This is a genomic window from Sphingopyxis terrae subsp. terrae NBRC 15098, from assembly GCF_001598815.1.
Taxonomy (GTDB): domain Bacteria; phylum Pseudomonadota; class Alphaproteobacteria; order Sphingomonadales; family Sphingomonadaceae; genus Sphingopyxis; species Sphingopyxis terrae.
The window spans coordinates 160193-181220 of record NZ_BCZQ01000004.1; the positions used below are offsets into that span (position 1 = coordinate 160193).

The window sequence follows — 21028 nt, forward strand, 5'->3', positions numbered from 1 at the left end:
GCGCAGGCGGCTAAGGGCGCGCTCCTGTGACCGGCGCACCCGCTGCGCCGGCGGCTCTTTCCATCCTTGAACTAGCGAGTGTGCGCGATGAAAATCACCGGCGTTGAAATCCGTCCCGGCAATATTATCGAATATGAGGGCGGCATCTGGAAGGTCACCAAGATCCAGCACACGCAGCCGGGCAAGGGCGGCGCCTATATGCAGGTCGAAGCCAAGAATCTGATCGACGGGCGCAAGCTCAACAACCGTTTCCGCAGCGCCGATACGGTCGAAAAGGTCCGCCTCGACACCAAGGATTTCCAGTTCCTCTATGCCGAGGGCGACGACCTCGTGTTCATGGACAAGGACAGCTACGAACAGATCACCATCTCGAAGGATGTCGTCGGCGAAGCCCACGAATTCCTGCAGGACGGCATGGAAGTCGTGCTCGAACTGTGGGAAGAGCGCCCGATCTCGGTCGAACTGCCCGAACAGATCGAAGCGACGATCGTCGAGGCCGACGCGGTGGTTAAGGGCCAGACGGCCTCCTCGTCGTACAAGCCCGCGATCCTCGACAACGGCGTGCGGGTCATGGTGCCGCCGCACATCACCAGTGGCACGCGTATCGTGGTCAACGTCTATGACCGCGAATATGTCCGCCGCGCTGACTAAGTAACGTCGCCCCCGCGAAGGCGGGGGCCGCTAGCAATCTGGCGCAACGCAGCCAGCGGCCCCCGCCTCCGCGGGGCCGACGCGTTGAAGGAAACGAAAATGGCCGTATCCGGCATCATCACCGTCATGGAACGTGCCGCGCGCAAGGCGGGTACGAAGCTGCGCCGCGACTTTGGCGAGATCGAGCATCTGCAGGTTTCGCAAAAAGGACCGGCGGATTTCGTGTCCAAGGCCGACCAGGCGGCCGAGCGCACGCTCTATGACGAACTCACCCACGCCCGTCCGGGTTGGGGTTTCCTGATGGAGGAAGCTGGCGAGATCGAAGGCGAGCCCGGCAAGCCGCGGTTCATCATCGACCCGCTCGACGGCACCTCCAACTTTCTGCACGCGATCCCGCAATTCGCGATTTCGATCGCGGTGCAGGAACCTAAGCTCGGCGGCGGCTGGGGCGATGTCACCGCGGGGCTGATCTATCAGCCGGTTACCGACGAAAGCTATTGGGCCGAACGTGGCCGCGGTGCTTGGTTGCACGACCGGCGCCTGCGCGTCTCGTCGCGCCGCAATCTCAATGAATGCCTGATCGCCACCGGCATCCCCTATATGGGCCATGGCGATTTCGGTCAGTGGAGCCGTATTTTCGGTGCAGTTGCGCCCGAAGTTGCGGGCATCCGCCGCTTCGGCGCCGCCAGCCTTGACCTCGCATGGGTCGCCGCGGGGCGGTTCGACGGCTTCTGGGAAGCCGATCTGTCGATCTGGGACGTCGCGGCGGGCATGTTGCTCGTGCGCGAAGCCGGCGGCTTCGTCAGCGATTTCCGCGGCGGTGATCGGGCGATCGAGCGCAGCGAGTTCATCGCGGGCAGCGGCGCGGTGCATTCCAAGCTGCAAAAGCTGGTCGCGGGCGCTCTGCGCAACGCCTGACCGGTTATGCAAGCGCAAAAAAGGCCATCCGCGGGATAACCGGGATGGCCTTTTCGCTGTCCGCGTTTCGCCGGATCAATCGTCGTAGATGAACTCGCGATAGGCGTCCATCAGCGACGCCCAGGTGTTGAAGCTTTCGCCCAGATTTTCGCGCGGCAATCCGGCAAAATCGACATCGACGTCCATTTCCAGCACCGGATCGCCTTCATTGTCGCGATAGGCGCGCGCAAAGCGCTTTTCCTTGTTCCAGCTGTTGAACTTTTCGAACGACACATTCTTCGCGTCGTTGAAGCCCATATAATATTGCAGCGTCTTGCACTCCTTGTGCGCGTCGTTGCAGTTCATGAACAGAACGAGGAATTTCAGACCGTTGCGGCTGCTCTCGATATAGGGATCGGCATCGCTGGAGGTCACCAGCTTGGCCGGCCAGCCCTGCGATTCGACGATCGCGACGATCGCCGCAGGATTCTTGGGCGTAACCAGTTCGGCATGGGCCGGCGCCGCGCCGAGCGCGGTCGCGGCAAGTGTGGCAAGAGCAGTGGCAAATGGCAGTTGGCGCATAAAGTCCCCCAGTTGGATGGCGGCAAATCGTGCCGCAACACGCGTCCCGTTCAGCCGCCTAACATAGCTTCGCCCGTCCTTGCCAGTGTTCCCCGCGCTTTTGGCGTTCGCAACGCGATTTTCCTGTCCGCAGCGCTTGCGGGCAGCGCCATGCTGGCCTAAAGCGCCCGCAGAAACGGGGTGGCAAACGCCCGAAATCATGACTGCGAGCTCCCATGGTCGATCTGACTCAATATTTGCCGATCCTGATATTCCTGGGCGTCGCCGTTGCGCTGTCGGCGGCGTTCGTGTTCCTGCCGATGGGCGTGGCGCGGTTGACCGGGGCGCATCAGCCCGATCCGGCGAAGCTGACCGAATATGAGTGCGGCTTTCCCGCTTTCGAGGATGCGCGCAGCCAGTTCGACGTGCGCTTCTATCTCATCGCGATTCTGTTCATCATCTTCGATCTCGAAGCGGCCTTCCTCTTTCCCTGGGCGGTCAGCCTGAAGGAAATCGGCTGGGCCGGCTGGGCGACGATGATGATTTTCCTGGCCGAGCTCGCGATCGGTCTTGTCTATGCGTGGAAGAAAGGGGCGTTGGATTGGGAATGAGCAATTCGACCATCCTGACCCCCGGCTCGATGCCGGTCGCTCCGGGGACCGCCCCGGACCAGAGCTTTTTCGACGATCTCAATGCAGAGGTCGGCGACAAGGGGTTTCTCGTCACCTCGACCGAGGATCTGTTCAACTGGGCGCGCACCGGCTCGCTGTGGTGGATGACCTTCGGCCTCGCGTGCTGCGCGGTCGAGATGATCCACGTCAACATGCCGCGTTATGACATGGAACGCTTCGGCGTTGCGCCGCGCGCCAGCCCGCGCCAGTCCGACGTGATGATCGTCGCGGGCACGCTGTGCAACAAGATGGCCCCGGCGCTGCGCCGCGTTTACGACCAGATGTCGAACCCCAAATATGTGATTTCGATGGGTAGCTGCGCCAATGGCGGCGGCTATTACCACTACAGCTATTCGGTGGTGCGCGGCTGCGATCGTATCGTGCCCGTGGACATCTATGTCCCCGGCTGCCCCCCGACCGCCGAAGCGCTGCTCTACGGCGTCATGCAGTTGCAGCGGAAAATCCGCCGCACCGGAACGATCGAACGCTGATGGCCAGTCCCGCTCCCCTGATCGCGCCGCGCGACGGCATTGTCGAGGCACTGAAGAAAGTCGTCGGCGGCGATCTGATCGCGCATGTCTTCGCCGTGGGCGAGGACAGCATCACCGTGCGCCGCGAAGCGGTTGCCGGGGTGATGGTCGGCCTGCGCGACGAACTTGCCTATCAGCAGCTCATGGAGATCGCCGGGGTCGATTATCCCGACCGTCCCGAGCGGTTCGAAGTCGTCTATCATCTGCTCAGCGTGACCCGGAACCATCGTCTGCGCGTCCGGGTGCTGACCGACGAAGCAACCCCGGTGCCGAGCATCGTTGCCGTGTGGCCCAACGCCGGCTGGCTCGAACGCGAGGTGTTCGACATGTACGGGGTGCTGTTCAGCGGCAATCCCGACCTGCGCCGCATCCTGACCGACTATGGTTTCCAGGGGCATCCGCAGCGCAAGGACTTCCCGCTGACCGGCTATACCGAACTGCGCTATTCCGAAGAGGACAAGCGCGTCGTCTATGAACCCGTCAAGCTGGCGCAGGATTTCCGCAGCTTCGACTTCCTCAGCCCGTGGGAAGGCGCCGACTATATCCTTCCCGGCGACGAAAAGGCGGGCGGCACCGGTGAGGCGCCGGGCAAGGGCGCGCCGACGCCGATGACCGCAGAGGCCGTCAAGAAGGCCGACGAGGCCAAGAAGGCGCCGCCGCCGACGCCCAAGACGACCGACAATGCCAAACAGACCGGTGCGGGCGACAAGGCGAATAAGGAAGCCGCGAAGCCGAGCAAGGACAGTGCCAAGGCCAAGCCTGCGGCAAAGGCGAAGACGCCCGCGACCAAGAAGGCCGAAAAGGCTCCGGCAAAGCCCAAGGCGGCTGCCAAGGCTCCGGCCAAGCCGCGCAAGCCCAAAGCAGGAGGTGACGCATGACCGATAATGCGACGGTCCGGCACCACGGAAGCGACATGTTCGAAGGCTATCCGGTCGATACCGCCGACACGGCGGGCGATCAGGTCGTCACCAATTACACGATCAACTTCGGTCCGCAGCACCCCGCGGCACACGGCGTGCTGCGCATGGTGATGGAACTCGACGGCGAGATCATCGAACGCGTCGACCCGCACGTCGGGCTGCTCCATCGCGGCACCGAAAAGCTGATCGAGTATAAGACCTATCTGCAGGCTTTGCCCTATTTCGACCGGCTCGACTATTGTTCGCCGCTCGGCATGGAGCACAGCTATGTGCTGGCGATCGAGAAGCTGCTCGATCTCGAAGTGCCCGAACGCGCGCAATATCTGCGCGTGCTGTTCGCCGAGCTGACGCGCATCTGCAACCATATGCTCAACATCGGGTCGCACGTCATGGACGTCGGCGCGATGACGCCGAACCTTTGGGTGTTCGAACTGCGCGAGGATTGCCTCAACTTCTTCGAACGCGCGAGCGGAGCGCGGATGCACTCGGCATGGTTCCGCCCCGGCGGGGTCCATCAGGATGTTCCCGAAAAGCTGCTCGTCGACATCGGCGAATGGGTCGACAAGCGCCTGCCCGAACTGTTCGGCGACGCGATGAGCCTCGTCATCGACAACCGCATCTTCAAACAGCGCAACGTCGATATCGCCGTGGTCAGCAAGGAAGACGCGCTGGCGTGGGGCTTCTCGGGCCCGATGATCCGCGGCAGCGGCATCGCGTGGGATTTGCGCAAGTCGCAGCCCTATGACGCCTATGCCAAGATGGAATTCGACATTCCCGTCGGCACGCGCGGCGACTGCTACGACCGCTTCATGGTCCGCGTACAGGAAGTCTATCAGTCGGCGCGCATCATCAAGCAGTGCCTGCGCGACATGCCCAGCGGCCCAGTTGCCAGCCTCGACCGCAAGGTTTCACCGCCCAAGCGCGGCGAGATGAAGCAATCAATGGAATCGCTGATCCACCACTTCAAGCTCTACACCGAGGGCTTTCACGTCCCGGCGGGCGAAGTTTACGTGGCGACCGAAAGCCCCAAGGGCGAATTCGGGGTCTATCTGGTCAGCGACGGCACCAACAAGCCGTACCGCTGCAAGATCCGCCCAACCGCGTTTTCGCACCTGCAGGCGATGGACTTCATGTGCAAGGGCCACATGCTCGCCGACACCACCGCGATCATCGGCGCCATCGACGTCGTGTTCGGGGAGTGCGACCGGTGAGAACGCTCAAGCACACCGAGGGCTGGCTCGCACAGGCGGCATCCACGTTCGTTGTGCTCTTGGTCGCACAGTGGTTTTTCGATGTTCGCGATCCCGACACCAGCAAAGCGATCGTTTGGTTGATTGGCATCGGTAAGGTTGTTGTGATGATCGAATTGGTGCTGTTCGGCAGCCGTTGGCTGCAGCTCAAGTATCGGGAACGCAATTCAAATATGGGCAGCAACAATGGCTGACGCACCCCAAATCCCCGACGAAGCCGAGGTCCGCGCGCGCTGGGGCGCTTTTGCGTGGACGAAGGAAAATGCCGAGAAGGCGAAGGCCGTGATCGCGCGCTACCCGGCGGGGCGTCAGCGCTCGGCGGTGATGCCGCTGCTTGATCTCGCGCAGCGCCAGGTCGGTGCCGAGACGCAGACGCAGGGCTGGCTGCCCGTGCCGGTGATCGAATATGTCGCGGCCGAGCTCGATATGCCGTTCATGCGCGCCTACGAAGTCGCGACCTTCTACACCATGTACAATCTCGCGCCGGTCGGCCGCTATCATGTGCAGGTTTGCGGCACGACGCCGTGCCTGCTGCGCGGGTCGGACGATGTCATGGCGGCGTGCAAGAACCGCGGGATGACCAAGGGCAAGACGACGCCCGACGGGCTGTTCACGCTGACCGAAGTCGAATGTATGGGCACCTGCACCAACGCGCCGATGGTCCAGATCAACGACGATAATTACGAAGATCTCGACTATGACAGCATGACCCGCATCCTCGAGGATCTGGCGGCGGGCAAGCAGCCCAAGACCGGCACCCAGAATGCGCAGCGTCATACGAGCGATCCCGAAGGCGGCCCGACGACCCTGAAAGACATGGTCAAGGCCAACCACGACTATCGGAAGGATTGGTGATGACCCAGAAGGACATCATCACGATCCTGGCGATCATCGGCGCGCTTGTCGTGCTGGGTTTCGTGCTGCGCGTGACCTTTGCGCTGATCGGTCCGCTGCTGATCCTCGCGCTCGGTTACGTCGTTTACAAGATGATGCAAAACAAGGGTGGGACCAACTGATGCTCGCCGACAAGGATCGCATCTTTACCAATCTCTATGGCTATCAGCCGTGGAACCTCAAAAGTGCGCAGGCGCGCGGCGATTGGGACAAGACCAAGGATCTGATGACTCGCGGCCAGGACGCGATCATCGAGGAAATCAAGGCGTCCGGCCTGCGCGGCCGCGGCGGCGCGGGCTTCCCGACCGGCCTGAAATGGTCGTTCATGCCGAAGGAACCGCGCGCCGACCGCCCGAGCTTCCTCGTCATCAACGCCGACGAATCCGAACCCGGCTCGTGCAAGGACCGCGAGATCATCCGCCACGATCCGCACAAGCTGATCGAGGGCGCGCTGATCGCGGGCTATGCGATGCGTGCGCGCGCGGCGTACATCTACATTCGCGGCGAGTTCATCCGTGAGGCCGAGACACTCTTCGCGGCGGTGCAGGAGGCCTATGACGCCGGCCTGCTCGGCAAGAATGCGGCGAAGTCGGGCTATGATTTCGACGTCTTCGTCCATCGCGGCGCCGGTGCCTATATCTGCGGCGAAGAAACCGCGATGATCGAAAGCCTGGAAGGCAAGAAGGGCCAGCCGCGCCTGAAGCCTCCGTTTCCGGCGGGTGCGGGCCTTTATGGCTGCCCGACGACGGTCAACAATGTCGAAAGCATCGCGGTCGTCCCCACGATCCTGCGGCGCGGTGCGGCGTGGTTCTCCAGCTTCGGGCGCGAGAATAACAAGGGCACCAAGCTCTTCCAGATCTCGGGCCATGTCGAACGCCCGTGCGTCGTCGAGGAAGAGATGGGTATCCCGTTCCGCGACCTCATAGAAAAGCATTGCGGTGGCATAAGAGGCGGCTGGGACAATCTGCTCGCGGTGATCCCCGGCGGTTCGTCGGTGCCGCTCGTCCCGGCGGCTCAGATCATGGACGCGCCGATGGATTTCGACGGCCTCAAGGAACTCGGCTCGGGCCTCGGCACCGCCGCCGCGATCGTGATGGACAAGTCGACCGACGTCGTTCAGGCGATCAGCCGCATCAGTTACTTCTACAAGCATGAAAGCTGCGGCCAGTGCACGCCGTGCCGCGAAGGCACCGGCTGGATGTGGCGCGTGATGGAGCGACTGCGCACCGGCGACGCCGACATCAGCGAGATCGACACGCTCTTCGACGTAACGAAGCAGGTCGAAGGCCACACCATCTGCGCGCTCGGCGATGCGGCGGCGTGGCCGATCCAGGGCCTGATCCGCCACTTCCGCCCCGAACTCGAACGCCGCATTCGCGAAAATGGCGGCGTGATGGAGGCAGCCGAATAATGCCTAAAGTTACCGTAGATGGCGTAGAAATCGACGTTCCGCAGGGCGCAACCGTTCTGCAGGCGTGCGAGATGGCGGGGAAGGAAATTCCGCGCTTCTGCTACCATGAACGCCTGTCGATCGCCGGCAATTGCCGCATGTGCCTGGTCGAAGTCGCGCCCGGCCCGCCGAAGCCACAGGCGTCGTGCGCGCTGCCCGCCGCCGAAGGGCAGGTAATCAAGACCGATAGCCCGATGGTGAAAAAGGCGCGCGAAGGGGTGATGGAGTTTCTGCTCATCAACCACCCGCTCGACTGCCCGATCTGCGATCAGGGCGGCGAATGCGACCTGCAGGACCAGTCGGTCGCCTATGGCCGCGGTGCCTCGCGCTATGACGAGAACAAGCGCGCGGTGACCGAGAAATATATGGGGCCGATCGTCAAAACGGTGATGACGCGCTGCATCCAGTGCACGCGCTGCGTCCGCTTTGCCGAGGAAGTCGCCGGGGTCGAGGATATCGGCGCGATCTATCGCGGCGAGAATATGCAGATCACCAGCTATCTCGAGCGCGCGGTCGCGAGCGAGCTGTCGGGCAATGTCGTCGATCTTTGCCCGGTCGGCGCGCTGACCAGCAAGCCCTATGCGTTCGAGGCGCGGCCCTGGGAACTGACCAAGACATTAGGCATCGACATGATGGACGCGGTCGGCACCAATGTCCGTATCGACAGCCGCGGCCGCCAGGTGCTGCGCGTGCTGCCGCGCGTCAACGACGATGTGAACGAGGAATGGGCGAGCGACAAGACGCGCCACCATGTCGATGGCCTCATGCGCCGCCGCCTCGACCGCCCCTATGTGCGCAAGGACGGCAGGCTCGTCGAGGCGAGCTGGGCCGAAGCCTTTGCCGCGATCAAGGCGGCGAACGCCGGCAAGTCGGTCGCGGCGATCGCCGGCGACATGGCCGATTGCGAGACGATGTTCGCGGCGAAGGCGCTGGTGAATGCGCTCGGCTCCGACCTGCTCGAAGGGCGCCAGACGGGCCTCGCCTATGACGTCACCAGCCTGTCGGCGGTTAATTTCAATACCACGATTGCGCAGGCCGAAAATGCCGACGTGATCCTGCTCGTCGGCACCAATCTGCGCTGGGAAGCGCCGCTCATCAACACGCGCGTTCGCAAGGCGGTGTGGAAGAAGGGCGCGAAAGTGTTCGGCATCGGGCCCGAAGTCGATCTCACCTACAAGACCGAATGGCTCGGCGACGATGCCTCGCTGGTCGCGAAACTGCCCAAGGCAGCGATGGATGCGCTCAAGGGCGCCGAGCGCCCGATGCTGATCTTCGGCGGCGGCGCGCTGTCGGTGCCGGGCGTCCATGGCGCCGCGCTGGCGCTCGCCAAGAGCGTCGATGCGGTCAAGGACGGCTGGAACGGCTTCAATGTCGTCCATTTCTCGGCAGCGCGCATGGGGGCCTTGATGCTCGGCTATGCGCAGCCGGGCGGGATCAAGGACATCATCGCCGCCAAGCCCAAGCTGACCTTCTTCCTCGGCGCCGACGAGGTCGATTTCGCGGCCTTCGACAAGAGCTTCAAAGTTTATGTCGGCCATCATGGCGACAAGGGCGCGCATGCCGCCGACGTCATCCTGCCGGCCGCGGCATGGACCGAAAAGGACTTCACGACGGTCAACACCGAAGGCCGCGTCCAGCGCAGCGAAAAGGCGGTGTTCGCGCCGGGTGACGCGCGCGAGGACTGGAGCATCTTCCGCGCGCTCGCCGATGCGCTCGGCGTCAGCGTCGGCTTCGACAGCTTCGACGAATGTCGCGCGGCGATGGTCGCGACGGTGCCGGCGCTCGGGGTCGAAGGACTGGTCGATTACGGCTGGTCCGTGCCCAAGCTCGACGCGAAGCCCGAGGCGCACGCGATCCCGTCGCCGATCAAGGATTTCTACCTCACCAACGCCATCTGCCGCGCCTCGCCGACGATGGAGCGCTGCTCGGCCGAACTGCTGCATGGCGCGGATTATGCGGAGGCCGCGGAATGACCGAGTTTTTCCAAAGCCTGGGCATGTCCTATGAATGGGCGTGGGGCGTCGCCACGATCTGCGGTATTCTGCTCATCGCGCTGCCGTTGATGCTCGCGGTGGCGATGATCATCTATGCCGACCGCAAGATCTGGGCGGCGATCGCGCTGCGCCGCGGTCCGAACGTCGTCGGTCCCTTCGGACTGTTGCAGAGCTTCGCCGACGGCCTGAAGGTTTTCCTGCAGGAAACGATCATCCCGTCGAGCGCGAACCGCGGCCTGTTCCTGATCGCGCCGATCATCACCTTCACGGTCGCGTTGATGGCGTGGGCGGTTATCCCGTTCAATTCGGGCGCGGTGCTCGCCGACATCAATGTCGGGCTGCTCTACATCCTCGCGATTTCGTCGCTCGGCGTTTACGGCGTCATCCTGTCGGGCTGGTCATCGAACTCGAAATATCCCTTCTTTTCCGCGCTGCGCGCCTCGGCGCAGATGATCTCCTATGAAGTGTCGATCGGCTTCATCCTGATCGGCGTCGTCCTTTGGGCCGACAGCTTCAACCTCAACGAGATCGTCAAGGCGCAGCAGGGGCACGGGCTGGGCTTCGTCAACGCCTTCGGCTTCAACCTGCTGCTCTTCCCGCTCGCGGTGATGTTCCTGATCTCGGCGCTCGCTGAAACCGCGCGCGCGCCGTTCGACCTGACCGAGGCCGAAAGCGAGCTCGTCGCGGGCTATCAGACCGAATATTCGTCGATGAGCTTCGCGCTCTTCTGGCTCGGGGAATATGCCAACGTCCTGCTGATGTGCACGCTCAACGCCGTGCTCTTCTGGGGCGGCTGGCTGCCGCCGGTCGACTGGGCGCCGCTCTATGCCGTCCCCGGCATCATCTGGCTGTTCGCGAAGATCCTGTTCTTCTTCTTCGTCTTCAGCTGGGTGAAGGCGACCGTCCCGCGCTATCGCTATGACCAGCTGATGCGGCTGGGCTGGAAAATCTTCCTGCCGATTTCGCTCTTTTGGGTCTTCCTGATTTCCGGCTATCTGATGCTGACGAGGTATTCATGAGTTACGTTGCCCATCTCGTCAAAAGCTTCACCTTGTGGGAATTCGTGAAGGCGCACGCCCTCACGCTCAAATATTTCTTCAAGCCCAAGGCGACGATCAACTATCCGTTCGAGAAGAACCCGCTCAGCCCGCGCTTCCGCGGCGAGCATGCGCTGCGCCGTTATCCCAACGGCGAGGAGCGCTGCATCGCGTGCAAGCTGTGCGAGGCAATCTGTCCGGCGCAGGCGATCACGATCGAGGCCGAGCCGCGCGACGACGGTTCGCGCCGCACGACGCGCTACGACATCGACATGACCAAGTGCATCTATTGCGGCTTCTGTCAGGAAGCCTGCCCGGTTGATGCCATCGTCGAGGGGCCGAACTTCGAATTCGCGACCGAAACGCGCGAGGAACTGCTCTATGACAAGGCCAAGCTGCTCGCCAATGGCGACAAATGGGAACGCGCGATTGCGGCCAATCTTGCCGCCGACGCGCCCTATCGGTAAGGGCGCGCGGACATGATTCAACTGATCGCCTTTTACCTGTTCGCGACCATCGTGATCGCGTCGGCCGCGATGGTGATTTTCGCCCGCAATCCCGTGCATAGCGTGATGTGGCTGATCCTCGCCTTCTTCAACGCGGCGGGGCTGATGCTGCTCGCGGGCGCCGAATTCATCGCGATGCTGCTCGTCATCGTCTATGTCGGCGCGGTCGCGGTGCTGTTCCTGTTCGTCGTGATGATGCTCGACATCGATTTCGCCGAATTGCGCGCCGGTTTCGTGCGCTATCTGCCGCTGGGCGCGCTCGTCGCGATCATCCTTGCCGCCGAACTGGTGTTCGCGGTCGGCGCCTGGAGCGCCGGGGGGATCGATCTTGCGGCGCGCGCCGCGCCCGTGGTCAGCGACAAGAGCAATATCCAGCAGATCGGCGAACTGCTCTACACGCGCTACATCTTCCTGTTCGAGGCGGCGGGCATCGTCCTCCTCGTCGCGATGATCGGTGCGATCGTGCTCACCCACCGCCAGCGCGGCGGCGTGCGCGGACAGAATATCAGCCAGCAGGTGCGCCGCCGTCCCGAAGATGCGACGCGCCTCGTCGATCCGGGCGTCGGGCAGGGGATGGAACTGTGATTTCGGTCGGCCATTATCTCGCCGTTTCGGCGGTGCTGTTCACGCTCGGTGTGCTCGGCATCTTCATCAACCGCAAGAATATCATCGTCATCCTGATGGCGATCGAGCTCATCCTGCTTGCCGTGAACATCAACCTCGTGGCGTTCAGCGCCGCGCTGGGCGATCTGGTGGGGCAGGTCTTTTCGATGTTCGTGCTGACCGTTGCCGCGGGCGAAGCCGCGATCGGTCTCGCGATCCTTGTCATCTATTTCCGCGGCCGCGGCACCATCGCCGTCGACGATGCCAACCGGATGAAGGGGTAAGCCGGTGATTCAGGCGATCGTTTTCCTGCCGCTGCTCGCGGCGCTTGTCGCAGGTCTGGGCCAGCGCGCCATCGGCACCACCGCGGCAAAGCTCGTGACCACCGGTGCGCTGTTCGCAAGCTGCGCGCTGAGCTGGCCGATTTTTCTGTCCTTTGTCGCGGGAACGGGCGAAGCCGGCGTCACGCCGGTGCTGCACTGGGTTTCGTCGGGCGCACTCCAGTTCAACTGGGAGCTGCGCGTCGACACGCTGACCGCGGTGATGCTGGTCGTCATCACGACCGTTTCGGCGCTCGTCCACCTCTATAGCTGGGGCTATATGAGCGAGGACCCGGATCAGCCGCGTTTCTTCGCCTATCTGTCGCTCTTCACCTTCGCGATGCTGATGCTCGTGACCGCGAACAATCTCGTCCAGATGTTCTTCGGCTGGGAAGGCGTTGGTTTGGCGTCCTATCTGCTGATCGGTTTCTGGTACAAGAAGCCGAGCGCCAATGCTGCAGCGATCAAGGCGTTCGTCGTCAATCGCGTCGGGGACCTCGGCTTCATGCTCGGCATCTTCGGCACCTTCCTGGTGTTCGGCACCGTCTCGATCCCCGAGATTCTGGCCGCGGCGCCGGGCATGGCGGGATCGACGATCGGTTTTCTCGGCCACCGCTTCGACACGATGACCGTGCTCTGCCTGCTGCTATTCATCGGCGCGATGGGCAAGTCGGCGCAGCTTGGCTTGCACACCTGGCTTCCCGACGCGATGGAAGGTCCGACCCCCGTGTCGGCGCTGATCCACGCCGCAACGATGGTCACCGCGGGCGTGTTCATGGTCTGCCGCCTGTCGCCGATGTTCGAAGCCGCGCCGGTCGCGGCGGGCGTCGTCACCTTCGTCGGCGCCGCGACCTGCTTCTTCGCCGCGACCGTCGGCACGACGCAGTGGGACATCAAGCGCGTCATCGCCTATTCGACCTGTTCGCAGCTCGGCTACATGTTCTTCGCGGCGGGCGTCGGCGCTTACGGCGCGGCGATGTTCCACCTGTTCACGCACGCCTTCTTCAAGGCGCTGCTGTTCCTGGGCGCGGGTTCGGTCATCCATGCGATGCACCACGAGCAGGACATGCGTTACTATGGCGGGCTTCGGAAACATATCCCGCTCACCTATTGGGCGATGATGATGGGGACGCTGGCGATCACCGGCGTCGGCATCGCGGGCGTGGCGGGTTTCGCTGGCTTCTATTCGAAGGACGGGATCCTCGAGGCAGCGTTCGCTGCTGGCGGTGGCGGCCAGATCGCCTTCTGGGTCGGTATTTTCGCCGCGTTGCTGACGAGCTTCTACTCATGGCGTCTCGTCTTCCTGACCTTCTATGGCAAGCCGCGGTGGGAGCAGAGCGAGCATATCCAGCATGCGGTGCACGACGATCATGGCCACGGCCATGACGATCACGCCCCTGCTGCACACCACGATGCGCACGGCGACGGCACGGCGGGCTATCATCCGCACGAAAGCCCGATCAACATGCTGATCCCGCTGGGCGTGCTGTCGCTCGGCGCGGTGTTTGCGGGGATGCTCTTCAACCACCAGTTCATCTACCCGGAAGAGGGCGCGGCTTTCTGGAAGGGCAGCCTGGCGTTCAACGAACATTTGATGCACGCGGCGCACGAAGTGCCGCTGTGGGTCAAGTGGATGCCGTTCACGGTGATGGCGATCGGCCTGTTCCTTGCCTGGAACAGCTATATTCGCAACACGACGCTGCCTGCGCGGTTCGTGGCGCAGTTCTCGCTGCTGCACAAATTCCTGTTCAACAAATGGTATTTCGACGAGCTCTACAACTTCCTCTTCGTCAAGCCGGCGTTCGCGATCGGCCGCTTCTTCTGGAAGCGTGGGGATGAAGGCACCATCGACCGTTTCGGTCCCAATGGTGTGGCGGCACTCGTCCAGGGGGGCACCCGGCTCGCGGTCCGGCTGCAATCGGGTTATGTTTATGGATATGCGTTCGTGATGCTGCTCGGTCTTGTCGGCCTCGCCAGCTGGGCCATGGTGAAGTTCCAGTGAGCGATCTTCCGATCCTTTCGCTGATGCTGGCGGTCCCTGCGGTCGCCGCCATCGCCTGTGTCTTCGCCGGCGATCGCAACGCGCGCCTGATCGCGCTCGCGGCGACGCTGATCGACTTCGCGCTCGGCGTCATGCTGTGGGCGAATTTCGATATCGGCGGCGCGCAGTGGCAGTTTCAGGAGATGCATCGCGGCATCTTCGGCCCGTTCAACTATGCGCTCGGCATTGACGGAATCGCGCTGGTGCTGATCATGCTCAGCGTCTTCCTGATGCCGTTGTGCATCCTGGCGAGCTGGCAATCCGTGACGAAGCGCGTCGGCCTCTACATGGCGATGTTCCTCGTCATGGAAGTGGTGATGATCGGCGTCTTTGCGGCGCAGGATCTGCTGCTCTTCTATATCTTCTTCGAAGCCGGCCTGATCCCGATGTATTTCATCATCGGCATCTGGGGCGGCGCGAACCGCATCTATGCGGCGTTCAAATTCTTCCTCTACACGCTGCTCGGATCGGTGCTGATGCTGATCGCGATGATCGCGATGATCCGCGAAGCGGGGACGACCGACATCCCGACGCTGCTCGTCTATAATTTCCCGCCGGAAATGCAGACGTGGCTGTGGCTTGCCTTTTTCGCCAGCCTCGCGGTGAAGATGCCGATGTGGCCGGTCCACACCTGGCTTCCCGACGCGCACGTCCAGGCGCCGACGGCAGGTTCGATGATCCTGGCGGGCGTGCTGCTCAAGATGGGCAGCTATGGCTTCATCCGGTTCATGATGCCGATGTTCCCCGATGCCTCGGCGCAGCTGATGTGGATCGTCTTTGCGCTGTCGATGATCGCGGTGGTCTACACCAGCCTCGTCGCGCTGGTGCAGAGCGACATGAAGAAGCTGATCGCCTATTCGTCGGTCGCCCACATGGCGATCGTGACCGCGGGCCTCTTCGCCTTCAACCAGCAGGGCATCGAAGGCGCGATGATCATCATGCTCAGCCACGGCGTCGTTTCGGCCGCGCTCTTCTTTTGCGTCGGCGTGATCTATGACCGGCTGCACACGCGCGAGATCGACCGCTACGGCGGCCTCGCGGTGAACATGCCGGCCTATGCGCTGTTCTTCATGCTCTTCACCATGGCGTCGATCGGCCTTCCGGGGACCAGCGGCTTCGTCGGCGAATTCCTGAGCCTCGCCGGCATCTACGAAGCGTCGAGCTGGGTCGCGCTGGTTTGCACGACCGGTATCATCCTGGGCGCCGCCTATATGCTTTACCTCTATCGCCGCATCGTGTTCGGCGAACTGACCAAGGACGATGTGAAGGCCATGCCCGACATCAATCCCCGCGAATGGGCGATTTTCGTGCCGCTGGCCGCGGTGGCGCTGTGGATGGGCGTCTATCCCGAAAGCTTCCTCGCCCCGATCCGCGGCGACGTGACCACCGTGGTCGCGCGCCTCGCGCCCGCCAAGCCCGCCGGCGATGCCCACGTCACCGCCGGGAAGCCCAAGGCGGCGCACGACGCGCATGGAGAGGCCGCCGCCGGCGAAGCGCATCATGCGGGAGGCGTCCAATGACCGCCGATCTCGCCCTTATCTGGCCCGAACTGATCCTGACGATCGGCGGGCTCGTTACACTGCTGCTCGGGACATTTGGCGGTGACCGCCAGGTCGGCCTCTATCAGCTTGCGGCGCTCGTCACGCTTGCCGCTGCGGCGGCGGCGGTCGTCGCGATGTTCGGGACGCAGGCTTCGGTCTTTTCGAATACGCTGGAAGTCGACGCCTTCGGCGGCTTTGCCAAGCTGCTCATCTATGCCGCAAGCTTCATCTGCATCCTGATCGCGCCGCGCTTCTTCAAGGACGCGATGCGCGCCGAATATCCGGTGCTGATCCTGTTCGCGGCGCTCGGCATGGGTATCATGGCGTCGGCGCGCGACCTGATGACGCTCTACGTCGGGCTCGAGCTCAACAGCCTTGCCGCCTATGTGCTCGCCAGCTTCATGCGCTCGGACGATCGTTCGAGCGAGGCGGGGCTCAAATATTTCGTCCTTGGCGCGCTGGCTTCGGGGATGCTGCTCTACGGCATTTCGCTGCTCTACGGCTTTTCGGGAACGACGCAGTTCGCCGGCATCGCGCAGGCGATGGGCGGCGGCATGAACAACGGTCTGCTGTTCGGCCTCGTCTTCGTGATCGCCGGTCTGGCGTTCAAGATCAGCGCGGTGCCCTTCCACATGTGGACGCCCGACGTCTATGAAGGCGCGCCGACCCCGGTGACGACCTTCTTCGCCAGCGCCCCGAAGGTCGCGGCGATGGCGCTCATGACGCGCGTCGTCATCGAAGCCATGGGTCCGGCGACCGCGGCGTGGCAGCAGATCATGATCTTCCTCGCGCTCGCGTCGATCATCCTCGGCGCTGTCGGGGCGATCGGGCAGAAGAATATCAAGCGCCTGCTTGCCTATTCGTCGATCAACAATGTCGGCTTCATGCTCGTCGGCCTGGCCGCCGGCACCCAGCAGGGCGTCGAGTCGGTGCTGACCTATCTGCTCGTCTATGTCGTGACGACGATCGGCAGCTTCCTCGTCGTGCTCCAGCTGCGCGATACCGACGGCAATCCGATCGAAAGCATCCCGGCGCTCGCGGGCTTTTCGCAGCGCCGCCCGGGGCTTGCCGCGGCGATGGCGGTGTTCCTGTTCAGCCTCGCCGGCATTCCGCCGCTCTTTGGCTTCTGGCCGAAATATCTGGTGTTCCAGGCCGCGGTCGATGCCAATCTGCTGCCGCTGGCGATTGCCGGGATCGTCGCGTCGGTGATCGGGGCCTTCTATTACATCGCGGTCATCAAGACGATGTACTTCGACGACAAGTCGGAGGTTGAATTCGGTACCGGCGGCGTCGTGGTCGAGGATGCGGTCATTACCGCCAGCGCCCTGTGGCTGTCGGTCGTCGGCTATTTCTTCATTCCGGTGCTGGCGGTCGTCTCCGCCACCGCGGCTGCGGTGCTGTTCTGATCCCGCCGATCGAGCGGATCGCGCAGACAGGTTCGACCAACGCCGACCTGCTGGCGCGGCTGGCGGCGGGCGAGCATGTCGGCGAGGGGCATTGGCTCGTCGCCGACCGCCAGACCGCCGGACGCGGGCGGCTGGGCCGCGCATGGGGCGATGGCCTCGGCAATTTCATGGGATCGACGGTGGTGCAGTTGCGCGCCGGCGACCCGCTCGCCGCGACGCTGGCGCTGGTCGCCGGGGTCGCGCTGGCGAAGACGATCCGCGCGCTCGCGCCGGCGATCGACTTCCAGCTCAAATGGCCGAATGATGTCCTGGCCGACGGTGCCAAATGTTCGGGCATTCTGCTCGAGCGCAGCGGCGACAGCGTCGTCATCGGGGTCGGCGTCAATCTGGTTTCGGCGCCCGATCTGCCCGACCGTGCCACCGCATCGCTCGCCGAAAAGGGCGCGGCGATCGACCGCGACCGCTTTGCCGATGCGCTGGCGGTCGCCATGGCCGATGCGCTCTGGACCTGGCGCCAGGAAGGCGTCGAAAGCATCGTGCGCGCCTGGTTGCCGTTGGGGCATCCCGTAGGCACGCCGCTGCATGTGTCCGAACAGGCACTCGACGGATATTTCGACGGCCTCGCGCCCGACGGAGCGCTGCGCTTGCGCCGCGCCGACGGGGAGGTCATGCTGGTGCATGCGGGCGACGTCGAATTGCGGCGACCCGTAGAGGAGGGGACATAACCGTGCTGCTCGCGATCGATGTCGGCAACACCAACGCGAAATTCGCTGTTTTCCGCGACTCGATGGCGGTCGCGCGCTGGCGCATCGCGACCGACGACCGGCGCACCGCCGACGAATATATGGTGTGGCTCGATCAATTGCTGCGGCTCGAAGGGCTCGACCGCGCTGAAATCGACGCCGTGATCATCTCGACCGTCGTACCGCGCGCACTCCACAATCTGCAGTTGCTCGCCGACAAATATTTCGGTGTCGAGGCGCTCGTCGCCGGTCGCGAGCCGGTAAGCTGGGGCATCGCGCTCAAGGTCGACGAGCCGCAGGCGGTGGGCGCCGACCGCGCCTGCAACGCCATTTCGGCGCAAGCGATCGAGCCGGGCAAGGACAAGCTGGTCATCAGCTTCGGCACCGCGACGACCTTCGATCATATCGGGCCCGACGGCGCCTATCTCGGTGGCATCATCGCGCCCGGGGTCAATCTGTCGCTCGAAGCGCTCGTGAATGCCGCCGCCAAGCTGCCACGCATCGCGATCGAAGCACCGGCGTCGAACAGCGTCATCGGCCGCACCACCGAAAGCCAGATGCTGATCGGCGTCTATTGGGGCTATGTCGGGATGATCGAGGGGCTTATGCACCGCATGAAGGCAGAAATCGGCAAGCCTGTCACCGTCATCGCGACGGGCGGGCTCGCGATATTGTTTCAGGAACAGGCGCATCTGTTCGACCGGGTCGAACCCGATCTGACGCTCAACGGGTTGATGCACCTCTATAATCAGAGAGGCATTTCGGCATGACCGTTCCCGGCAAGGAACTGCTTTTCCTCGCGCTCGGCGGGTCGGGTGAGATCGGCATGAACGCCAATCTCTATGGCTGCGACGGCAAGTGGATCATGCTCGATCTCGGCGTCAGCTTCGGGTCGCAGGATTATCCCGGCATCGACATCGTCATGCCCGACCTCGAATTTATCGAGGATCGCAAGGCCGACCTGCTCGGCATCATCCTGACCCACGGGCACGAGGATCATATCGGCGCGATTCCCTATCTCGCCGCCGACCTTGGCGTGCCGCTCTATGCCAATCGTTTCACCGCCGGCCTGATCGCGCACAAGCTCGCCGAGGAAGGGCTGGAGAAAGAGGTCGAGCTGAAGGTTGTCGATATCGATGCGCAGTTCCGCATCGGCCCGTTCGGTATCCGATTGATGCCGCTCGCCCACTCGATCCTCGAGATGAGCGCGGCGGTGATCGACACGCCCTATGGCCGCGTCTTCCACACCGGCGACTGGAAGCTCGACGACGATCCGGTCATCGGCACACCGTCGAGCGCCGCGGCGCTGACCGCGGTGGGCGATGAAGGCGTCGATGTGCTTGTCTGCGATTCGACCAATGCTTTCAATGCGCAGGCATCGGGTACCGAGGGCGGCGTGCGCGATGGTCTGCTCGCCGCCGTCGGCGCGGCGAAGGGGAGGGTGGTCGTCACCACGTTCGCCTCCAACGCGGCGCGCCTCGACACGCTGGGGCAGGTCGCCAAGGCCACCGGGCGCACCCTGTGCGTCGCGGGGCGGTCGCTCGATCGCATTTTGGGCGTTGCACGCACCGCGGGGTATCTCAAGGATTTCCCGGCGACGGTCGACTTCGACGAAGCGATGCGGCTGCCGCGCGACAAGGTGATGATCGTCGCGACGGGCGGGCAGGGCGAACCACGCGCCGCGCTCGCGCGCATCGCCGAAGGGATTCACCAGATCAAGCTCGAGGCGGGCGATACGGTCGTCTTTTCGTCCAAGCAGATTCCGGGCAACGAGATTGCGATCGGGCGGATCATGAACCAGCTCGCGGCGCGCGACATTCTGACCGTGACCGAAAAGCAGGCGCATATTCACGTCAGCGGCCATCCGGGGCAGCCGGAACTTGCGGCGCTTTATGGCTGGCTGCGTCCCAGGCTGATCGTGCCGGTGCATGGCGAGATCCGCCATATGCACGAACAGGCGCGTTTCGCTCTCGAACAACGCGTCCCCGACGCGCTGGTGCAGGAAAATGGCGATCTGGTGCGCCTGGCCCCCGGTCCCGCTCGTATCCTCGAGCGCGTGCGCTCGGGCCGACTCATCCTCGACGGCGACGTGATCCTGCCCGCCGATGGCGAAACGATCAACGAACGGCGCAAATTGTCCTTCTACGGCCAGATTTCGGTCGCGGTCGTGCTGTCCAGGGGCAAATTCGCGGACAGCGCGATCCAGTATCGCGGCGTGCCGGTCGAGGACGAGCGCGAAGCCTTTCTCGACGAAATGAACGCCGCTGCAGAAAAGGCAGCCAAATCCCCGGCGCGGGACCGCGATGCCCTCAAGGAAGCGATCCGGCTCGGCGTCCGGCGAATCGCGACCGACTGGACCGGCAAAAAGCCGATCGTCGATGTGCTGATTCTGGATATCTGACCGATGAAATGGACCTCGGCGCTCGCCATCTATCTGCTTATCTGGGCGTTCAGCACCTTTTTCGTGCTGCCCTTCCACGGCCGCCGCGCCGAGGATGATGCCGTGCCGTTGATCGACGGTCAGGAGCCGGGCGCACCCGCGCGCTTCCACCCGCTGCGCATCCTGATCCAGATCACGATCGTCGCGACGATCGCCTTCGGCCTCTTCTATGTCGCCTATATCAACGGCTGGACAAACCCTGACGTCCTGAGCGGCCGCGCCTGACGCGGCAGGGCGGTTTAGGGTAGAAGGGCTGCTTTGGGGTGGGAAGCGGACATAACTACCGCTACACGACGACAATGCCTCGCTACACCAATATCGAAGAAGTTTTCCCTTCTCCGCAGTATGGTAATACCGGCCCAAAGGGTTGGGGATTTCATCTTTGGAGCGACTTGATCGACGATGAGGCACCTCATCGCGCAGTCTTAGAGCAGTTCGCGGAGATGTACCCAAAATCCGGCATCCACCTGCCGCCATATGATCGTTACGAAGATTATGTTGAGTGCGACGCCGTGTGGAACTCAAAGCCTGTGTGGATCTATTACGAGACAATACTCAGCCACTTGTGGATGT

23 protein-coding genes are annotated in these 21028 nt (G+C 63.3%); 22 read left to right on the forward strand and 1 reads right to left on the reverse strand.

Translation table 11 applies throughout. The features are described from left to right. The first annotated feature begins 87 nt into the window (after nucleotides 1–87). Together efp and STE01S_RS03520 are read left to right on the forward strand one after the other, a co-directional pair. Nucleotides 88–651 carry an elongation factor P gene (gene efp / locus STE01S_RS03515; protein ID WP_003051563.1) on the forward strand — a complete coding sequence of 188 codons (564 nt, stop codon included), beginning with the start codon at nucleotides 88–90 and terminating at the stop codon, nucleotides 649–651. Between the two features lie 99 nt (nucleotides 652–750). Then, on the forward strand, nucleotides 751–1569 hold the full coding sequence (locus tag STE01S_RS03520) for an inositol monophosphatase family protein (protein WP_003051566.1): 819 nt from the start codon (nucleotides 751–753) through the stop codon (nucleotides 1567–1569). A gap of 75 nt (nucleotides 1570–1644) precedes the next feature. On the opposite strand, the gene STE01S_RS03525 is transcribed toward STE01S_RS03520, so the two are convergent. Next, entirely contained in the window at nucleotides 1645–2130 is a 486-nt protein-coding gene (locus tag STE01S_RS03525) for a YbjN domain-containing protein (RefSeq protein WP_062764922.1), read from the reverse strand. A 215-nt stretch (nucleotides 2131–2345) separates the two neighbouring features. On the opposite strand from STE01S_RS03525, the gene STE01S_RS03530 reads away from it, so the two are divergent. From STE01S_RS03530 to STE01S_RS03620, 20 genes are read left to right on the forward strand one after another with little or no spacing between them, the layout of a single operon-like run. Beyond that, nucleotides 2346–2720 carry an NADH-quinone oxidoreductase subunit A gene (locus STE01S_RS03530; protein WP_062764924.1) on the forward strand — a complete coding sequence of 125 codons (375 nt, stop codon included), beginning with the start codon at nucleotides 2346–2348 and terminating at the stop codon, nucleotides 2718–2720. Next, complete coding sequence (locus STE01S_RS03535; RefSeq protein ID WP_003051575.1) at nucleotides 2717–3271, forward strand: NuoB/complex I 20 kDa subunit family protein; 555 nt, start codon at nucleotides 2717–2719, stop codon at nucleotides 3269–3271. Before STE01S_RS03530 ends, STE01S_RS03535 begins: the two co-directional genes overlap by 4 nt. Then, entirely contained in the window at nucleotides 3271–4188 is a 918-nt protein-coding gene (locus STE01S_RS03540; RefSeq protein WP_062764927.1) for an NADH-quinone oxidoreductase subunit C, read from the forward strand. Before STE01S_RS03535 ends, STE01S_RS03540 begins: the two co-directional genes overlap by 1 nt. Nucleotides 4189–4223: 35 nt before the next feature. Beyond that, nucleotides 4224–5441, forward strand: a complete 1218-nt coding sequence (locus tag STE01S_RS03545) for an NADH-quinone oxidoreductase subunit D (RefSeq protein WP_040590797.1) — start codon at nucleotides 4224–4226, stop codon at nucleotides 5439–5441. Further along, a complete protein-coding gene (locus STE01S_RS03550) occupies nucleotides 5438–5674 on the forward strand; it encodes a hypothetical protein (protein ID WP_062764929.1) in 237 nt (78 codons plus the stop codon). Before STE01S_RS03545 ends, STE01S_RS03550 begins: the two co-directional genes overlap by 4 nt. After that, entirely contained in the window at nucleotides 5667–6335 is a 669-nt protein-coding gene (locus STE01S_RS03555; RefSeq protein WP_062764931.1) for a complex I 24 kDa subunit family protein, read from the forward strand. Before STE01S_RS03550 ends, STE01S_RS03555 begins: the two co-directional genes overlap by 8 nt. After that, entirely contained in the window at nucleotides 6335–6496 is a 162-nt protein-coding gene (locus STE01S_RS20260; RefSeq protein ID WP_156001421.1) for a hypothetical protein, read from the forward strand. The genes STE01S_RS03555 and STE01S_RS20260 overlap by 1 nt, the downstream gene beginning before the upstream one ends. Then, a complete protein-coding gene (gene nuoF, locus STE01S_RS03560; protein WP_003051586.1) occupies nucleotides 6496–7785 on the forward strand; it encodes an NADH-quinone oxidoreductase subunit NuoF in 1290 nt (429 codons plus the stop codon). Before STE01S_RS20260 ends, nuoF begins: the two co-directional genes overlap by 1 nt. Next, nucleotides 7785–9797, forward strand: coding sequence for an NADH-quinone oxidoreductase subunit NuoG (gene nuoG, locus STE01S_RS03565; protein ID WP_062764934.1), 2013 nt, complete (start codon nucleotides 7785–7787; stop codon nucleotides 9795–9797). The genes nuoF and nuoG overlap by 1 nt, the downstream gene beginning before the upstream one ends. Next, nucleotides 9794–10837, forward strand: coding sequence for an NADH-quinone oxidoreductase subunit NuoH (gene nuoH / locus STE01S_RS03570; protein ID WP_062764937.1), 1044 nt, complete (start codon nucleotides 9794–9796; stop codon nucleotides 10835–10837). Before nuoG ends, nuoH begins: the two co-directional genes overlap by 4 nt. Beyond that, on the forward strand, nucleotides 10834–11322 hold the full coding sequence (gene nuoI, locus STE01S_RS03575; protein ID WP_058811641.1) for an NADH-quinone oxidoreductase subunit NuoI: 489 nt from the start codon (nucleotides 10834–10836) through the stop codon (nucleotides 11320–11322). The genes nuoH and nuoI overlap by 4 nt, the downstream gene beginning before the upstream one ends. A gap of 12 nt (nucleotides 11323–11334) precedes the next feature. Beyond that, on the forward strand, nucleotides 11335–11946 hold the full coding sequence (locus tag STE01S_RS03580) for an NADH-quinone oxidoreductase subunit J (protein ID WP_003051606.1): 612 nt from the start codon (nucleotides 11335–11337) through the stop codon (nucleotides 11944–11946). Next, nucleotides 11943–12248 (forward strand): NADH-quinone oxidoreductase subunit NuoK, encoded by a 306-nt coding sequence (gene nuoK / locus STE01S_RS03585; protein ID WP_003051614.1) that lies wholly within the window; start codon nucleotides 11943–11945, stop codon nucleotides 12246–12248. The genes STE01S_RS03580 and nuoK overlap by 4 nt, the downstream gene beginning before the upstream one ends. A 4-nt stretch (nucleotides 12249–12252) precedes the next feature. Continuing rightward, entirely contained in the window at nucleotides 12253–14286 is a 2034-nt protein-coding gene (gene nuoL, locus STE01S_RS03590; RefSeq protein WP_062764940.1) for an NADH-quinone oxidoreductase subunit L, read from the forward strand. Further along, entirely contained in the window at nucleotides 14283–15845 is a 1563-nt protein-coding gene (locus STE01S_RS03595) for an NADH-quinone oxidoreductase subunit M (protein ID WP_082813205.1), read from the forward strand. The genes nuoL and STE01S_RS03595 overlap by 4 nt, the downstream gene beginning before the upstream one ends. Continuing rightward, a complete protein-coding gene (gene nuoN, locus STE01S_RS03600; RefSeq protein WP_062764943.1) occupies nucleotides 15842–17272 on the forward strand; it encodes an NADH-quinone oxidoreductase subunit NuoN in 1431 nt (476 codons plus the stop codon). The genes STE01S_RS03595 and nuoN overlap by 4 nt, the downstream gene beginning before the upstream one ends. Beyond that, a complete protein-coding gene (locus STE01S_RS03605; RefSeq protein ID WP_082813206.1) occupies nucleotides 17194–17997 on the forward strand; it encodes a biotin--[acetyl-CoA-carboxylase] ligase in 804 nt (267 codons plus the stop codon). The genes nuoN and STE01S_RS03605 overlap by 79 nt, the downstream gene beginning before the upstream one ends. 2 nt (nucleotides 17998–17999) lie before the next feature. Next, nucleotides 18000–18785 carry a type III pantothenate kinase gene (locus STE01S_RS03610; protein ID WP_058811636.1) on the forward strand — a complete coding sequence of 262 codons (786 nt, stop codon included), beginning with the start codon at nucleotides 18000–18002 and terminating at the stop codon, nucleotides 18783–18785. Next, nucleotides 18782–20416 (forward strand): ribonuclease J, encoded by a 1635-nt coding sequence (locus tag STE01S_RS03615; protein ID WP_003051633.1) that lies wholly within the window; start codon nucleotides 18782–18784, stop codon nucleotides 20414–20416. Before STE01S_RS03610 ends, STE01S_RS03615 begins: the two co-directional genes overlap by 4 nt. 3 nt (nucleotides 20417–20419) lie before the next feature. Further along, nucleotides 20420–20680 (forward strand): DUF1467 family protein, encoded by a 261-nt coding sequence (locus STE01S_RS03620; RefSeq protein WP_003051636.1) that lies wholly within the window; start codon nucleotides 20420–20422, stop codon nucleotides 20678–20680. Nucleotides 20681–21028: the final 348 nt, after the last annotated feature.

Bases quoted from the DNA above. Each gene is read 5' to 3' on its own strand.
- efp (WP_003051563.1), top strand. From the start codon at position 88: ATGAAAATCACCGGCGTTGAAATCCGTCCCGGCAATATTATCGAATAT.
- STE01S_RS03520 (WP_003051566.1), top strand. From the start codon at position 751: ATGGCCGTATCCGGCATCATCACCGTCATGGAACGTGCCGCGCGCAAG.
- STE01S_RS03525 (WP_062764922.1), bottom strand. From the start codon at position 2,130: ATGCGCCAACTGCCATTTGCCACTGCTCTTGCCACACTTGCCGCGACC.
- STE01S_RS03530 (WP_062764924.1), top strand. From the start codon at position 2,346: ATGGTCGATCTGACTCAATATTTGCCGATCCTGATATTCCTGGGCGTC.
- STE01S_RS03535 (WP_003051575.1), top strand. From the start codon at position 2,717: ATGAGCAATTCGACCATCCTGACCCCCGGCTCGATGCCGGTCGCTCCG.
- STE01S_RS03540 (WP_062764927.1), top strand. From the start codon at position 3,271: ATGGCCAGTCCCGCTCCCCTGATCGCGCCGCGCGACGGCATTGTCGAG.
- STE01S_RS03545 (WP_040590797.1), top strand. From the start codon at position 4,224: ATGTTCGAAGGCTATCCGGTCGATACCGCCGACACGGCGGGCGATCAG.
- STE01S_RS03555 (WP_062764931.1), top strand. From the start codon at position 5,667: ATGGCTGACGCACCCCAAATCCCCGACGAAGCCGAGGTCCGCGCGCGC.
- STE01S_RS20260 (WP_156001421.1), top strand. From the start codon at position 6,335: ATGACCCAGAAGGACATCATCACGATCCTGGCGATCATCGGCGCGCTT.
- nuoF (WP_003051586.1), top strand. From the start codon at position 6,496: ATGCTCGCCGACAAGGATCGCATCTTTACCAATCTCTATGGCTATCAG.
- nuoG (WP_062764934.1), top strand. From the start codon at position 7,785: ATGCCTAAAGTTACCGTAGATGGCGTAGAAATCGACGTTCCGCAGGGC.
- nuoH (WP_062764937.1), top strand. From the start codon at position 9,794: ATGACCGAGTTTTTCCAAAGCCTGGGCATGTCCTATGAATGGGCGTGG.
- nuoI (WP_058811641.1), top strand. From the start codon at position 10,834: ATGAGTTACGTTGCCCATCTCGTCAAAAGCTTCACCTTGTGGGAATTC.
- STE01S_RS03580 (WP_003051606.1), top strand. From the start codon at position 11,335: ATGATTCAACTGATCGCCTTTTACCTGTTCGCGACCATCGTGATCGCG.
- nuoN (WP_062764943.1), top strand. From the start codon at position 15,842: ATGACCGCCGATCTCGCCCTTATCTGGCCCGAACTGATCCTGACGATC.
- STE01S_RS03615 (WP_003051633.1), top strand. From the start codon at position 18,782: ATGACCGTTCCCGGCAAGGAACTGCTTTTCCTCGCGCTCGGCGGGTCG.
- STE01S_RS03620 (WP_003051636.1), top strand. From the start codon at position 20,420: ATGAAATGGACCTCGGCGCTCGCCATCTATCTGCTTATCTGGGCGTTC.